Genomic DNA, 14,702 nt, shown 5'->3' with positions numbered 1-14,702 from the left:
GGGCCCCGCCCGCGGCGCGCATCAGAACTCCTGCCAGTGCTGGTCGCCACCGCTGACCGTTGCCGGCGTGCGGGACCGCAGCGGCGTGGGGGCGGGGGGCGCTGCGACGGGGGCGTCATCACCCCGGGTCTTCCGCAGGGGCGTGGACTGGCGGCGCGCGCTCGCCGGTGCCGGTGCTGCGGTCGGCGTTGCCGCACGGGGTGCGGCGGCGCGTGCGGGCGGTGCGGCCGCGGCCACGGCAGCGGCCGCGGTCCTGAACGCGGACACTGCTTCGACCAGCTGGGCGGCCTGCTGACGCATGCTTTCCGCGGAGGCGGAGGCCTGCTCGACCAGCGCGGCGTTCTGCTGGGTGCCCTCGTCCATCTGGGTGATGGCCTGGTTGACCTGCTCGATGCCGCTGCTCTGCTCCTGCGAGGCGGCGGAGATGTCGGCGATGATGTCGGTCACGCGCTGCACCGACGACACGATCTCGCCCATGGTGTTGCCGGCCTGGCGCACCAGCGCCGAACCGTCGGTCACCTTGCCCACCGATTCCTCGATCAGCTGCTTGATCTCCTTGGCGGCGCCGGCGCTGCGCTGCGCCAGCGCGCGCACTTCGCCCGCCACCACCGCGAAACCGCGGCCCTGTTCGCCGGCGCGCGCCGCTTCCACCGCCGCGTTCAGCGCCAGGATGTTGGTCTGGAAGGCGATGCCGTCGATCACGCTGATGATGTCGGCGATCTTCTTCGACGAAGCCTCGATGGCGCTCATCGTGGCGACCACCTGCTGCACCACCTCGCCGCCCTGCGCCGCCACGCCGGCCGCGCCCTGCGCCAGCTGGTTGGCCTGGCGGGCGTTGTCGGCGTTCTGCTTGACGGTGGAGGTCAGCTCCTCCATCGACGAGGCGGTTTCCTCCAGCGACGCCGCCTGCTGCTCGGTGCGCATCGACAGGTCGCTGTTGCCCGCGGCGATCTCGCCCGCGGCGGCGTTGATGCCGTCGGAGGTCTGGCGGATGTTGCCGACGATCTGCGCCAGGCCCTCGACGGTGCGGTTGGCGTCGGTGGCCAGCTGGCCGAACTGGCCGGGCAGCTTGGCGTCGATGCGGCGGCTGAGGTCGCCGTCGGCCACTGCGGACAGCAACGTGCCGACTTCGTTCAGGCCGTTCTGCGAAGTGGCCATCAGCTGGTCAAGGCGTTCCACCAGCTCGCGGTAGACGAATTCGAAGCGGCTGGCGTCGCCGCGCTTGCTGAAATCGCCGGCCACCGCCGCGTCCACCAGCGTCTGGATCTCGCCGTTGACCGCCAGCAGGCTGGCCTTGACCGCGTCCACCGACTTGATCGCTTCGGCCTTCTTGCCGGGCATGCGGTTGACGTCGCGGGACAGGTCGCCGCGGCCGTAATCACCGATCACTTCGATGATGTGCAGGGTTTCGTCAATGAAGGAAGCCACCAGGGTGTTGACCTGCTCGGCCATCACCCCGAAGGCGCCGGGGAAGTTCTCCGCGTCGATCCGGCTGTCCAGGTCGCCGGCCTGCTGCTGTTCGAACAGGGTCTGCTGGGCCTGGGCGAACTTGCGCAGCGCGGCGGCGGCGTCCTCCATCCCGCGGCCGATGTCGTTCAGTTCGTCGCGGGTGTCCACGTGGATGCGATCGGAGAACTGGCCGGCGGCCAGTGCGCGTGCGCCGGCGCCGATGCTCTGCAGCGCCTTGCGGGTGCCGCGGGTGAAGCCCATGAAGAGGTAGGCCGCGGCCAGCAGCGACAGTGCCACGAAGCCGAGCGTGGCGAAGGCCTTCATCTGTAGATTGGCGATGGCACGGTCGCCGGCAGCATTGATGGCGGCGCTGGTCGCCTTCATCGCCTTGTTCATGGCGGTGCGGGTGGCTTGATCCTGTTTGGCCAGGACAGCCACCGGGGATTCCGGCGTCTCCGCGTCCAGGATCTGTTCCTGGATCATCTTGTTCTGCCTTTCCATCGCTTGCAGTGCTGCGGCCATCGGCTTGCCGAACAGCACGGCGCCCTCTGGCAGTTCCTTCTCGATGTACTTGCCGCCGTCAGCAATATAGCCAGTCAGATAGCCCTGCATGTTCTTTCGTACCGCCAGCTCGGTGCGGTCGCTCACCCAGATCGCGCCTTCGCCCAGCACGCGGATACCGACGATGGCCTGCTTGGCGCTGGCCGACGCCAGCTCCGGCAGCAGGTTGCCGCCGATCTCGCCACCTCGCAGCATCGCGGTATCGGAGGCAGTGGCGGATATCGCAGTGAACGCGATGTTGCCGATTTCCTTACGCAATGCTTCCAGCGCGACGGAGTCCGCTTCCGGGCCAGCTTCGCCCTCGGTGGCAACCGCTTTTTTCCAGGCTGCACTGGTGGCTTTCATCGACTCGACCAGGGCGCGGTCGTCGAAGCCTGCCTGGCTGCGCCAGCTGTCGAATGCCGCCAGCGCCTTGTCCGCCCTTGCTGCGGCATCGGTGATGCCCTGGTCGGTGACGGTAGTGTCGTTGGCCAGCTTGCGCGCTCGCAGTTGGCGGTGGTCCTGCATGGCCAGCTGGGCGTCGTGGAGGATGTCCAAGCCAACGGTGGCGGAGCGAGCGGTACGCGCATCCGAGATTTCGCCCAGTGAGCGGGTGACCACCAGTCCTGCCAGCACGCCGCAGGTCAGCGTGAACGCCGCACCGATCAGGATCGCCTTCTGGCTGAAGCGCAATCGCCCCATCAGGTTCGTGGCGGGCGCGAGCAGGCGATCGGCGAGAGAAAGGCTTTGCGGCATTGTGGGGCCCCTGTGCGGCGCAATCGAAGGTTGGGTCAGTGGCGGCATCGGCCCGGCGGCCCGAATCTTTAATGGGAACCGAACGGCGACGGGCGCAGCGGTGCGCAATCGTGACGCGGATCGCACTCTGGGCGACCGGCCCGCCCGTGCGCTCAAGTCCGGCCGCACGCTGCCGATGCAGGTGACGAGCGCATGCGCGCCTGCACATCATCACGGAGTTCCTGCCATGTCCCGACCCTTCCATCGGATTCTGAATGCGGCGATGTTCGCCGGCGCGATGGCCCTGTCCCTGCCGGTGCTGGCGGGGAGCCCGATCAAGCGGGTCGACCCCGTGTACCCCGCCGATGCGGCCCGTTCGGGCACCACCGGCTATGTGGAACTGGAGTACAGCATCGGTCCGGATGGCAAGGTTTCCGACGTGTCGGTGGTCGATGCCAAGCCCGGCCGCGTGTTCGTCGCCGCCGCGGTGAAGGCGGTCAAGCAGTGGGAGTTCGCCCCGGGCGAGAGCCGCGGCAAGGTCAAGCTCGAGTTCAAGCTCTGATCGATCCCGCCGGCGGTTGCGCCGGCGGCCATGTCCAGCAATGGGGCGCGCCGGCTGCCGGCGCGCTCTTTTTCGTGCCCGAACGGCAGCGGCTGCTGCATGCTGCCCGGATGCCGGCGACGCCCCGTCGTGACTGCTGGGTAAGCCGCCGCCTGCGCGTTGGCGCAGCTGCGTCCGTCGATGGCCGCTGCATCGGCAGCGGCCGGCGCGCACTCAGCGCCGGGTGTTGAAGGCGGCCACCAGGCCCACCAGTTCGTTGGCCTGATGCTCCATGCTCTGCGCGGCGGCGAACGCTTCCTCGACCAGTGCGGCGTTCTGCTGGGTGCCCTCGTCCATCTGGGTGATGGCCTGGTTGACCTGCTCGATGCCGGCGCTCTGTTCCTGGGAGGCGGCGGAGATGTCGGCCATGATGTCGGTGACGCGTTTCACGCTGTCGACGATCTCGCTCATGGTGCGGCCGGCCTGGTCGACCAGCGCGCTGCCTTCCTCCACCTGCACCACCGAGTCGGTGATCAGCTGCTTGATTTCCTTGGCGGCACCGGCGCTGCGCTGCGCCAGGGTGCGCACCTCGGCAGCCACCACCGCGAAACCGCGGCCCTGTTCGCCGGCGCGGGCGGCCTCCACCGCGGCGTTCAGCGCCAGGATGTTGGTCTGGAAGGCGATGCCGTCGATCACCCCGATGATGTCGGCGATCCGGTGCGAGGACGCGGTGATGCCGCTCATGGTTTCCACCACTTGGCCCACCACCTCGCCGCCGCGCACGGCGACCCCGGCGGCGCCGTGGGCGAGCTGGCTGGCCTGGCGGGCGTTGTCGGCGTTCTGCCGGACGGTGGAGGTGAGTTCCTCCATCGACGAGGCGGTTTCCTCCAGCGCCGCCGCCTGCTGTTCGGTCCGGCGCGACAGGTCTTCGTTGCCGCGGGCGATTTCGGACGCCGAGGCATTGATCGATTCGCTGCCGGTGCGGATCTGGCCGACGATGCCGGTGAGATGCTCGACGGTCCGGTTGGTGTCGCTGGCCAGTTCACCGAAGCGGCCCGGCAGGCGGGTGTCGATGCGCCGGGTCAGGTCGCCATCGGCCACGGCGGACAGCACTTCGCCCACTTCGGACAGGCCATGGTCGGCGGTCGCCATCAGGGTGTTCAGGCTTTCCACCAGTTCGGCGTAGACGAATTCGAAGCGGCGGGCGTTGCCGCGCTTGCCGAAATCCCCTGCCACCGCGGCGTCCACCAATGCCTTGATCTCGGCATTGATCGCCAGCATGCCGGCCTTCACCGCGTCCACCGCCTCGGTCACCCGCGCCTTCTGGCCGGGATAGCGTTCGATGTCCTCGGCCAGGTCGCCGCGGGCGTACTGCGCCACGATCCTGATTGCGTTCATCTTGACCTGGACGTGCGCGGCCACCACCGAGTTGATGCCTTCCGCCATCCGTCCGTAGGCGCCGCGGAACCGCGAGGGATCCATGCGGAAATCGATGTTGCCGGCGTCGTGCTCGCGCTCCAGGTGCGCCTGCGCCGCGGCGAATTCGCCCAGCGTCGCCGTCATCCCGCGCATGGCGCGGGCCAGGTCGCCGATCTCGCTGCCGTCGTTGCAGGCGAGGCGGCCGTCCAGGTCGCCCTGCGACACCGCGTTGGCCACCCCGACCACTTCGCGCAGCGGACGCACGATGGAGCGGCTGATGCCGATGGCGCCGATCGAGGCCAGCACCAGCGCCACTACCAGCAGCACCGCGATGGCCAGCAGGCTGAGCCGGTAGCTGCGCTGCTGCGCCTCCACCGCCTGGTCCAGCCGCTGCATGTTGTAGTCCAGCAGGCTGCCCAGCTGGTCGGCGGTGGCCTGGCGCAGGTCGGCGGCGCCCTTGGCCGGACCCATGTCGCCGACCTTCAAGGCCTCGACCAGCTTGCGGCTGTTGTCGAAGTAGCGGTCGGCGCGCGCCATGGTTTCCTTGTACAGCGCGCGGTCGCGGGCATCGCTGATCTTGGATTCGTACGTCTTCGCGAGGGCGAAGAAGGCCTTGCTGCCTTCCGCCAGTTCGCCGGCGTATTCCTCGCGCTTGGCCGCGTCGTCGGCGCTGGCCACCAGGCCGCGTTCGCTGACCCGGTATTCGGCCAGCATGGTCGCCAGCCGGCCGAGGTCGCGGATCGCCGGCACCGACTCGTCGGTGACCTTCTGGACCATGCGCTGGGTATTGCCCATGCGCAGGGCGGAGAACGCGCCGGTGACGAGGATCAGGACCGCGAGTGCGGAAAAGCCGATCGCCAGGCGCTTGCCGATGGTGAGGTTCTGGAGCATGGCGGATTCCCGGTCAGTAGGTGAACTGCACGCGCAGGCCGACGGTCAGCGGATCGTTGGCGATGCCTCGGCGGCTGCTGTCGTATTGCAGGAGGTTGGCGATCACCCGCATGTTCGGATGCGGGTAACAGGTGGCGGCCAGGCCCCAGCTGTCGGCGCGGCCGCCGCGCATGGCCGGGCCGTCGTTGAGGTCCATCACGCTGTAGCGCAGCGCCAGTTCCCAGCCGACGTGCCCCTTGGGCGAGGGTGCGGTGGCCACGCCGCGCTTGTAGCTGCGGCCATCGCCGGTGGGCGACCAGGTCAGCTGCACGCTGGCGGCATCGCCGCTGACGTCGCCGGTATCGCGGCGCAGGAACACTTTCGCGGATTCCGCCTGCAGCGACCAGGTGCCCCGCACCCATAGGCCCTCCACCGCGGCGCGGTCGATCCGGTCCACGCCGGTGATGGCGCCGGTGGACGCCACCCGCAGGTCGCTGAGCACGCTTCCGGCGTTGAGGCTGTAGCTGGCGCTGTGGCTGCGCGGCCGTTCGCTGGCCAGGCTCAGGCCGACGTGGGCGCTTTCCTCCTTGCCCGAGCGCAGCAGCCAGGTGCCGCGCATGGTGGCACCCGGCGAATCGCTGGTGCCGTCCAGGCGATGGCCGAACAGGGCAGCGTTGAACGTGCCGCGCTTGCCCCAGCGGGCGTATTCCGCGCCGATCCGGCGGCTGATCGCGAAGGCGCCCACCGGGGACGCCTCGAGGAAGGCGGTCTGCTTGTCGGCAATCGCGTCTTCCAGCGCGAACGGCTGCTTGAACTGGCCGAGCCGGAAGGAGTGGCCTTCACCCGGGGTCAGCTCGAGGTAGGCATCCGGCGGCGTCCTGTCGGCGAGATCGTGGTCCACCACCACCTGCCAGCGCTTGTTGTCGCCCTTCAGTCGGAAGCCCAGCCGCGCGCGCCGGAAGCCGTCCTCGGTCTGCAGCGGGCCGAGGTCGGAATCCACCCGCGCCCACTCGTATTGCACGTTGGCGATGGGTGCGATGTCGAACGGCAGGTCGGATGCGGCCGCCGGGGCGATGCAGGTAGCGAGCAGGGGGAGGGCGAGGCGGAGCGACGGCGGATGGCGCATGTGGATTTCCGGGGCGATGTTGCGGGGACAGCGGGCGGCCCGAGCCGCGCGCGCGGGTCGGACTGCGGGTTCTCCATTGGCTACGGCGGGCGCGGGTGATTCTTGAGTGCCGCCGGGGCGCGTTGGTGGCGGTCCTGCCGCCACCGGGTGCGTCGTCGTGGTGCAGGTCGCGGGGGCGGGGCATGCTGGCGGTTTGCGCATTCCGCCTTGCCGGTTCGGCGGCCAGCGACAGCCGGCGGAAGCGCAGCCCTGCCAGCAGGCGTCACGCGGAACCGTATCGGCCCGGCGCCCGCGGGCGCCAGGCCGATGGCGTCAACCGCCCCGGGCTTCAGGCGTAGTCGGCCAGCGCTTCCGAGGAGGCGAGGGCGGCATCGCTGCCCGCCGGGCCGTCCGTGCGCGGGCTGGCGTGCGTGCGTGCGGTGCTGCCGTCCAGCCGGAACACCGCCACTGCGGCGCTCAGCTGGCGCGCTTCGTCCTCCATCGAGCGGGCGGCCGCGGTCGCTTCCTCCACCAGCGCCGCGTTCTGCTGGGTGGTCTCGTCCATCTGGGTCACCGTGCGGTTGACCTGCTCGATGCCCGAGCTCTGCTCCTGCGAGGCCGCGGAAATCTCGGCCATGATGTCGGTGACGCGCTGCACCGAGGTCACGATCTCGCGCATGGTGCTGCCGGCCTCGCGCACCAGCGCCGAGCCGTCGGTCACCTTGTCCACCGACTCCTCGATCAGCTGCTTGATCTCCTTGGCCGCGCCGGCGCTGCGCTGCGCCAGCGCCCGCACTTCGCCGGCCACCACCGCGAAGCCGCGGCCCTGTTCGCCGGCGCGGGCGGCTTCCACCGCCGCGTTCAACGCCAGGATGTTGGTCTGGAAGGCGATGCCGTCGATCACGCTGATGATGTCGGCGATCTTCTTCGATGACGCTTCGATCGCGCCCATGGTGGTCACCACCTGCTCGACCACGTGTCCGCCCTGCGCCGCCACCCCGGCCGCGCCCTGCGCCAGCTGGTTGGCCTGGCGGGCGTTGTCGGCGTTCTGCTTCACCGTGGAGGTCAGCTCCTCCATCGAAGCCGCGGTTTCCTCCAGCGAGGCTGCCTGCTGTTCGGTGCGGCGCGAGAGGTTGTCGTTGCCGGCGGCGATCTCGCTGGCGGCGGCATTGATGTTGCCGGCGGCCTGCTGGATGCCGGAGACGATCCCGGTGAGCTGGGCGACGGTGGCGTTGGCGTCGTCGCGCATGCGTGCGAATACGCCGCGGAAGTCGCCATCCATGCGTGCGGTGAGGTCGCCGCGGGCGATGGCCTGGAGCAGGCCGGAGATCTGGCCGAGGTTGTCGTCGGTGGTCTGCATCAGCCGGTTGAGGCTGAGCAGGATTTCGCGGAACTCGTACTGGTAGGCGGCAGCGTCGCCGCGCAGGCTGAAGTCGCCCTGTGCGGCCGCATCGCCCAGCTGCCGGATGCTCTGGCTGATCGCGCCGAGGTTGCGTTTGATGGTCGCCATCGTCTCGGTGATCTCGGCCTTCTCGCCGGGCAGCGCCGGCATGTCCTGGCTGAAGTCGCCGACGGCATAGCGCTGGGCCAGGGCGATGACCTGCATTTTCACGCCGATGTGGGTGGCGACCAGCTGGTTGGTGCCCGCCACCATGGCGCCGTATTCGCCCGGGAACGCGCTTTCGTCCATCCGGTAGCTGATCGCGCCGGCTTCGTGCTGGCGCTCCATCTCGCGCTGCGCGGCCAGCACCGCCTGGATCCGGTCCTGCATGCCGCGCATGCTGCCCAGGAGCTGGCCACATTCGTCGGCGGTGGTCTGCACGATGACGTTGTCCAGACGGCCGTGGGCGATCGCATCCGCCACTGCCGTGGCCTTGCGCAGCGGTTCGACGATGCGGTTTCCGATCAGCCAGCCCAGGCCGAGCAAGAGCAGCACCAGGATGCCGCCGGCCAACGTCATGATCCCCGTGAAGCGCCATGCCTGTGCCTGCACGTCGTCCATGTAGACGCCGGTGGCGACAACCCAGCTCCAGGGCTTGTAGAGCCGCGCATACGCCATCTTCGGCACGGGCTTGTCGCCGTGACCGGGCTTGGCCCAGTGGTAGGCGGTATAGCCGTCGCCGCTGCGCACCGATTCCAGCTGGTCGTGGAACAGGCGGTCACCGTGCTCGGTGCGATAGTCCTTCAGGTCCTGCCCGACCAGATCCTTGCGCAGCGGGTGCATCAGCATCCGGTTGCCGGTATCCAGGACGTAGAAATAGTTGTCGTTGTCGTCCGTGTGCATGGTGCTCAGCGCGGCCAGGGCCTGGCGCTGGGCGTCGGCGCGGGGCAGCTGGCCACTCTGTTCCAGCGCGTGGTAGTGGTCGATCACGCTGTTGGCCAGCTGCACGCGGATATCCAGCGCCACCTTGCGGGTCTTGTAGACGTCCAGGTACTGGAAGCGCGCCGCGATGACGGATACGGCGATGATCCCCACTGCGGCGATCAGCGTCAGCAGGATGAGTTTGCGCTGGACCGACAGGTTGGCGAGCTTTTTCGACAGCGACGTGAGGATGCTCATGCGATCTCGGATACCGGGGTAGGGGGCGCGGGATCGGGGCAGGGTGCGCGCACCGCCCCGGCTGGGGACGGTGCGGCGGGCGTGCTCCGGTCGGCGTCAGGCCGCCTGCGCGGCGGCGTTGTCGACCACCAGCCCCATCTCGGTGCTGGTCATCAGGCCTTCGATGTCGAGCAGGATCAGCATCCGCTCGTCCAGCGCGCCGATCCCGGTCAGGAAGCGGCGGTCGATGCCGGTACCCACCTCGGGCATCGCGCGGATCTGCTCGGCGGTCAGCTGCACCACGTCGGAGACGCTGTCCACCACCATGCCCACCACGCGGTTGGCGACGTTGAGGACGATCATCACGGTCAGCGCGTCGACCTTGGCCTCCAGGCGGAACTTCACCCGCATGTCGATCACCGGCACGATGGTGCCGCGCAGGTTGATGACCCCCTTGATGTATTCCGGCGCGTCCGGCAACCGGGTCACCGCGTCATAGCCGCGGATCTCCTGCACCTTCAGGATGTCGACCCCGTATTCCTCCTGCCCGAGGGTGAAGGTGAGGAATTCGCCGGCGGTAGCGGCCTTGGCGGAGGCGCTGGTGGCGGAATGCGGCGCTGCGGGGCTATTCATGGAATATCCGGGTTCAGGGTTTGGGCAGTCATGTCATCGGCCGGCAGCGCGGATTCTTGAGGCCGGGCCTGCAGCGCCCGGGAATCCGTGCCCACGGCGTTGCCGGGCCGCGGCGCGCCGGTACGGAAGACCGCGACGGAGGCCACCAGGGCGGTGGACTGGTGGCGCAGGTTCTCGGCCGCGGCGGCGGCTTCCTCGACCAGCGCGGCGTTCTGCTGGGTGCCTTCGTCCATCTGGGTGATGGCCTGGTTGACCTGCTCGATGCCGGCGCTCTGTTCCTGCGAGGCGGCGGAGATCTCGGCCATGATGTCGGTGACGCGCTTCACGCTGTCGACGATCTCGCCCATGGTGTGGCCGGCGCGGTCGACCAGGCTGCTGCCGTGCTCGACCTGGGACACCGAATCGGTGATCAGCTGCTTGATTTCGCGTGCGGCGCCGGCGCTGTTCTGGGCCAGTGCGCGCACCTCGGCGGCCACCACCGCGAAGCCGCGGCCCTGCTCGCCGGCGCGCGCGGCCTCCACCGCCGCGTTCAGGGCCAGGATGTTGGTCTGGAAGGCGATGCTGTCGATCACCCCGATGATGTCGGCGATCCGCCGCGAGGACGCGGCGATGCCGCCCATGGTTTCGACCACCTCGCCGACCACCTCGCCGCCGCGCACGGCGATATCGGTGGTGTCGCGGGCCAGCTGGCTGGCCTGGCGGGCGTTATCGGCGTTCAGGCGGACCGCGGACGTCAGCTCTTCCATCGAGGAGGCGGTTTCCTCGAGTGCGGCGGCCTGCTGCTCGGTGCGCGCCGAGAGATTGCCGTTGCCGGCGGCGATCTCGCCGGAGGCACTGTTGATGGCGTCGGTCGCCTCGCGGATGCCGGTGACCACCCCGGACAGCTGCATGACGGTGCGGTTGGCGTCCGCCGCCAGCTGGCCGAACTGGCCCGGCAATCCGGCATCGGCACGCTTTGCCAGGTCGCCGTCGGCCACCGCGGAAAGCAGCTGCCCGATCTCGGCAAGGCCGGCATCCGCGGTGCCCATCAGCCTGTTCAGCGACTCGATCAGTTCGCGGTAGAAGTGGGTGAAGCGCTGCGCGTCCGCGCGGCGGGCGAAGTCGCCGGCGATGGCGGCATCCACCAGTCCCTTGATTTCGCCATTGACGGCCAGGAGGCCGGCCTTGACCGCGTCCACCGCGGCAATCGCGTCGGCCTTCTTGCCGGGCATGCGGTCGACGTCGCGGGACAGATCGCCGCGCCCGTAGTCCCCGACCACGTCGAGGATGTGCAGGATGGCGGTGATGTGCGAGGCCACCAGCTCGTTGGTCTGCGTCGCCATCCGCGCGTAGTCGCCCTCGAATTCACTGGTGGGGATGCGGTGGTCGATCTCGCCAAGCTCGTGCTGCTCGAACATGCGCTGCTGGGCGGCGGCATAGCGGCGCAGGACGGATTGCATGTCCTGCATGGAGCCCAGCATTTCCGCCATTTCGTCCTTGCCGTTGCGCCGGATGCTGGTGTCCAGCCTGCCGTGTGCGATGTCGCTGGCCACCCGGATCATCTCCCGCACCGGCTGCAGCAGGCTGCGGGTGGTCAGCCATGCCAGCAGCGTCGCGACGACCAGCGCGCCGCAGGCCAGCAGCATCAGCTTCATTCTTGCCTGCCTGTAGGCAGTCAGGGCTGTGGCGTAGGCCGCGTCGTTGCTCTTCTCCTGGCGGGTGATGGCCTCTGCCAACCCGCCCTGCCAACGCTGCAGCGAGGGCGCCGCCTGGTCGTGCAGGAATGCCATCGCTTCGGGCATCCGGTTGGCGGCGGCCAGTTCCATCACCTTGTTGTTCAGTGGCAGGGTGGCCGCGCGATTGCGCGCGATCTCGGCCAGCACGGCCGTTTCCTCCGGGCTGGCGGGCAGCCGCGCCAGCGCCTCGGTGGCCCTGACGTAGCCTTCGCGTGCCTTGGCGATGGCCCCGCGATGCTCCTGCATGCGCGCTGCCTCGGTTTCGAAGGAGATGTCGCGTACGGCGATGACGATGCGGTTGCTTTCGTCAACCATCGCGTTGAGGTGCTTGGTCTTCGCCACGTTCTGCAGGACGATCGTGTCCAGCTGCGACTGGATGGTGCGCAGACCCGACAGGGTAATCGCGGCCAGCAGGGCGAGCAGCAACAACATCCAGCCGAAGCCCCAGGCCAGGCGGGTACCGATGCGGAAATTCTGGAGCCAACGGATCATGGTGTTCCCCCCCGGAACATGTGTTTGCGGATGAAATGGTGCGGGTGCGCCGCGGATGCCGGCGGCCATCCAGCGATCGCGCGCGGCCGCGTGATTTGATTCCGATCAGAATCCGCGGGCCCGGAATGGATTACCCTGCGGCCCGATCCATCAGGCAGCGCCCTCGTGCGCGACGTTCGCGAGGCACGCATTTGGGCTGTAGCCGGCTGTTCAAGGACACGACGATCCGAGGGCGCCTGACCGGGGCGCTGGCCGTGCTGCTGTTGCTCTGGTGCGCGGCGTCGGCGGCGATGCTGTCGGAGGTCGCGCGCATCCACCAGCGCGCCGAACAGATCGGGCTCGAGCACCTGCCGCGGTTGATGTACGCGAATGCGCTGATCGACCGGGCCAACCAGACCGCGCGCCTGATGGGCGAGATGCAGCTGGTGGATGACTCCGGGCGGGTGCGTGAGCGCATCGGCCGGATCCGGGCCATCCGCCAGCAAGTGGCGGCGGATGTGCGTTGGTTCGAGGCCCGTGCCGCCCGCGAGGAGGTGCGGAAGCTGCTGGGCGGCATCGCCACCCAGCGCCTGCGCTACTGGGCGGGACAGGATCGGCTGTTCGCCCTCGTCCAGCAGGACCCGCAGGCGGCCAGGGCCTACTACCTCGCGGACGTGCTCGGCATGCAGCAGGACTACGTCCGCCTGCTCGGCCAGCTGGTCGATCTGGAAAACGCACATGCCGGCGCCGCCGCTGCACGCACGCGCGTCGAATACGAGCGCACGCTGTATCTGCTGATGGGCGTCTCCGCCATGGTGCTGCTGCTGGCCTGGTTGGTCGGCATCGCGGTGCTGCGCAGCATCACGGTGCCGCTGGAGGATGCAGCGGTCTGGGCACGCGTGGTGGCGCAGGGCAATCTCGATGCCGAGCCCGCGGCGCGCGGCCGTGACGAGGTCGGGCAGCTCGCCGCCGCGCTGCGGCAGATGGCCGAGTCCCTGCGCCTGGATCGCGCGCGCCGTCAGGCCACCGAGCGGGCGCTGCGGGAAAGCCGGGCCCAGCTGCGCCAGTGGGTGACGCATGCCGAATCCCTGCAGGAACACGAACGGCTGACGCTGGCGCGGGAACTGCACGACGAGTTCGGCCAGTCGATCACCGCGCTGCGGATGGAACTGGGATTGATGCGGATGCGGTTCGGCGGTCTTGATCCTGCGCTGGCGCCGCAGGTGACGCGCAGCAAGGCCATCCTCGATGCCATGCTGCGGTCGATGCGCAGCATGGTGTCCACGTTGCGTCCCGGCCCCCTGGACGAAGGCCTGGTTCCGGCTGCCGAATGGCTGTTGGCGACGCTCCCGGAGCGGGCCGGGCTTGCCTGCAGTCTGGCCGCCGCTGCGGACGTGCCGATGGGCCAGGCGGTGCGGACCGCGGCGTTCCGGATCCTGCAGGAAGCACTGACCAATGTCGTGCGTCACGCGCATGCGCGCTCCGTGCGGGTGGTCATCACGCTTGATGACGCTGGTCGCCTGCAGCTGCAGGTCGTCGACGACGGCGTCGGCGTCGATCCGGAGATCCTTTCGCGCGCCCGTTCGTTCGGCGTCGCCGGCATGCGCGAGCGCGCGCGCGCTTTTGGCGGCTGGATCGATTTCAGGGAGACCGCCGGCGGCGGCACCACGCTGATGGCCGTGCTTGACGCCGGTGCGGAGCACGCTGGCGACAGGGAGGCTGCGGATGCCGCTGCGCTGGCGCCGGGGTCTCCCGGCCGCATCGCGGCTGGCGCCGGAATTTGCAGGGACCGCGGCGTCGACGCCGGACCTGCGCGGTGTCGCACTGTCGCGACACCCGAACAGATGCAAAGGGGAGCAGCGACATGATCAGGGTATTCATCGCCGACGACCATGCGATCTTCCGCGAGGGGCTGCGCCGGGTCCTCGCGTTCGCCGGCGACATGGAAGTGTCCGGCGAGGCACGCAGCGGCCGGGAAGTGCTGTCGCAGGCGCCACGGGGTGGACACGACGTGCTGTTGCTCGACCTGAACATGCCCGGTCCGAACGGTATCGAGCTGATCAAGCGGGTTCGCAACGAGTTGCCGAAGCTGCCTGTTCTGGTGCTGACCGTCCACGACGAGGCGGAAATCGCGCGGCGCGCGATCGCGGCCGGCGCGGCCGGCTACCTCACCAAGGATGGCGAACCGGAAGCGCTGTTCGACGCGGTTCGCACGGTGTCGCGCGGCCGGCCCTACGTGGAGCAGGCGGTGGCCTCGCGGGTACTGTTCCAGGGCAGTGCCGAGGAAGGAGCCGTGCCGCACCACCAGTTGTCCGACCGGGAATTCGACGTGTTCCGCCGCTTCGCCGGAGGCGACACCATTCCGGCGATCGCGGCTGCACTGGGGATTTCCCCCAAGACCGTCAGCACCCATAAGTTCCGGTTGATGCAGAAGCTCGGCGTGGCGTCGGATGGCGAGTTGATTCGCTATGCACTGCGGCACCGGCTGGTGAAGTGAGCGCGAGGGTAGCGCGTGGAAATCCGCTTCGAATGCGGTCGCGGAAAATGAATCCTGCGCCTACAGCGCAAGTAATCCTGTGCTGATGGCCACCACTTCACGGCTGCTGCAACGATGCCGGGTGGCTGGTACCAGGGGGTGACGTGACGCATGTGTCGGAACGACAGCACGTGGCGGTAGACGCAAGC

Annotated in this window: 9 protein-coding genes; 3 read left to right on the top strand and 6 right to left on the bottom strand. The window is 69.1% G+C overall.

Annotated features, from left to right (window positions below):
• Positions 1-21 precede the first annotated feature (21 nt).
• Positions 22-2,691: a methyl-accepting chemotaxis protein gene (locus ICG51_RS01520; protein ID WP_223809488.1), complete on the bottom strand. Its 2,670-nt coding sequence runs from the start codon at positions 2,689-2,691 to the stop codon at positions 22-24.
• Positions 2,692-2,971: 280 nt separating this feature from the next.
• Here ICG51_RS01520 and ICG51_RS01515 point away from each other — a divergent pair, with 280 nt between their 5' ends.
• Entirely contained in the window at positions 2,972-3,286 is a 315-nt protein-coding gene (locus tag ICG51_RS01515) for a TonB family protein (protein ID WP_190281231.1), read from the top strand.
• 213 nt (positions 3,287-3,499) lie between these two features.
• On the opposite strand, the gene ICG51_RS01510 is transcribed toward ICG51_RS01515, so the two are convergent.
• The 5 genes from ICG51_RS01510 to ICG51_RS14425 all read right to left on the bottom strand — a co-directional run bounded on the left by ICG51_RS01510 (position 3,500) and on the right by ICG51_RS14425 (position 12,038).
• Complete coding sequence (locus tag ICG51_RS01510; protein WP_223809487.1) at positions 3,500-5,575, bottom strand: methyl-accepting chemotaxis protein; 2,076 nt, start codon at positions 5,573-5,575, stop codon at positions 3,500-3,502.
• A 13-nt stretch (positions 5,576-5,588) separates the two neighbouring features.
• Positions 5,589-6,680 (bottom strand): porin, encoded by a 1,092-nt coding sequence (locus ICG51_RS01505; protein WP_190281230.1) that lies wholly within the window; start codon positions 6,678-6,680, stop codon positions 5,589-5,591.
• A 328-nt stretch (positions 6,681-7,008) separates the two neighbouring features.
• On the bottom strand, positions 7,009-9,219 hold the full coding sequence (locus tag ICG51_RS01500; protein ID WP_190281229.1) for a methyl-accepting chemotaxis protein: 2,211 nt from the start codon (positions 9,217-9,219) through the stop codon (positions 7,009-7,011).
• Positions 9,220-9,315: 96 nt separating this feature from the next.
• The gene (locus ICG51_RS01495) at positions 9,316-9,831 is read right to left on the bottom strand and encodes a chemotaxis protein CheW (protein WP_190281228.1); all 516 of its coding nucleotides are present in this window, start codon (positions 9,829-9,831) and stop codon (positions 9,316-9,318) included.
• A complete protein-coding gene (locus ICG51_RS14425) occupies positions 9,828-12,038 on the bottom strand; it encodes a methyl-accepting chemotaxis protein (RefSeq protein WP_190281227.1) in 2,211 nt (736 codons plus the stop codon). The genes ICG51_RS01495 and ICG51_RS14425 overlap by 4 nt, the downstream gene beginning before the upstream one ends.
• A 35-nt stretch (positions 12,039-12,073) precedes the next feature.
• Here ICG51_RS14425 and ICG51_RS01485 point away from each other — a divergent pair, with 35 nt between their 5' ends.
• Complete coding sequence (locus ICG51_RS01485) at positions 12,074-13,885, top strand: histidine kinase (RefSeq protein WP_190281226.1); 1,812 nt, start codon at positions 12,074-12,076, stop codon at positions 13,883-13,885.
• Entirely contained in the window at positions 13,882-14,514 is a 633-nt protein-coding gene (locus ICG51_RS01480; RefSeq protein WP_190281225.1) for a response regulator transcription factor, read from the top strand. Before ICG51_RS01485 ends, ICG51_RS01480 begins: the two co-directional genes overlap by 4 nt.
• The last annotated feature ends 188 nt before the right edge of the window (positions 14,515-14,702 follow it).

Source organism: Thermomonas sp. XSG, from assembly GCF_014678725.1.
Taxonomy (GTDB): Bacteria; Pseudomonadota; Gammaproteobacteria; order Xanthomonadales; family Xanthomonadaceae; genus Thermomonas.
This window is presented reverse-complemented; position numbering and strand designations above follow the sequence as displayed.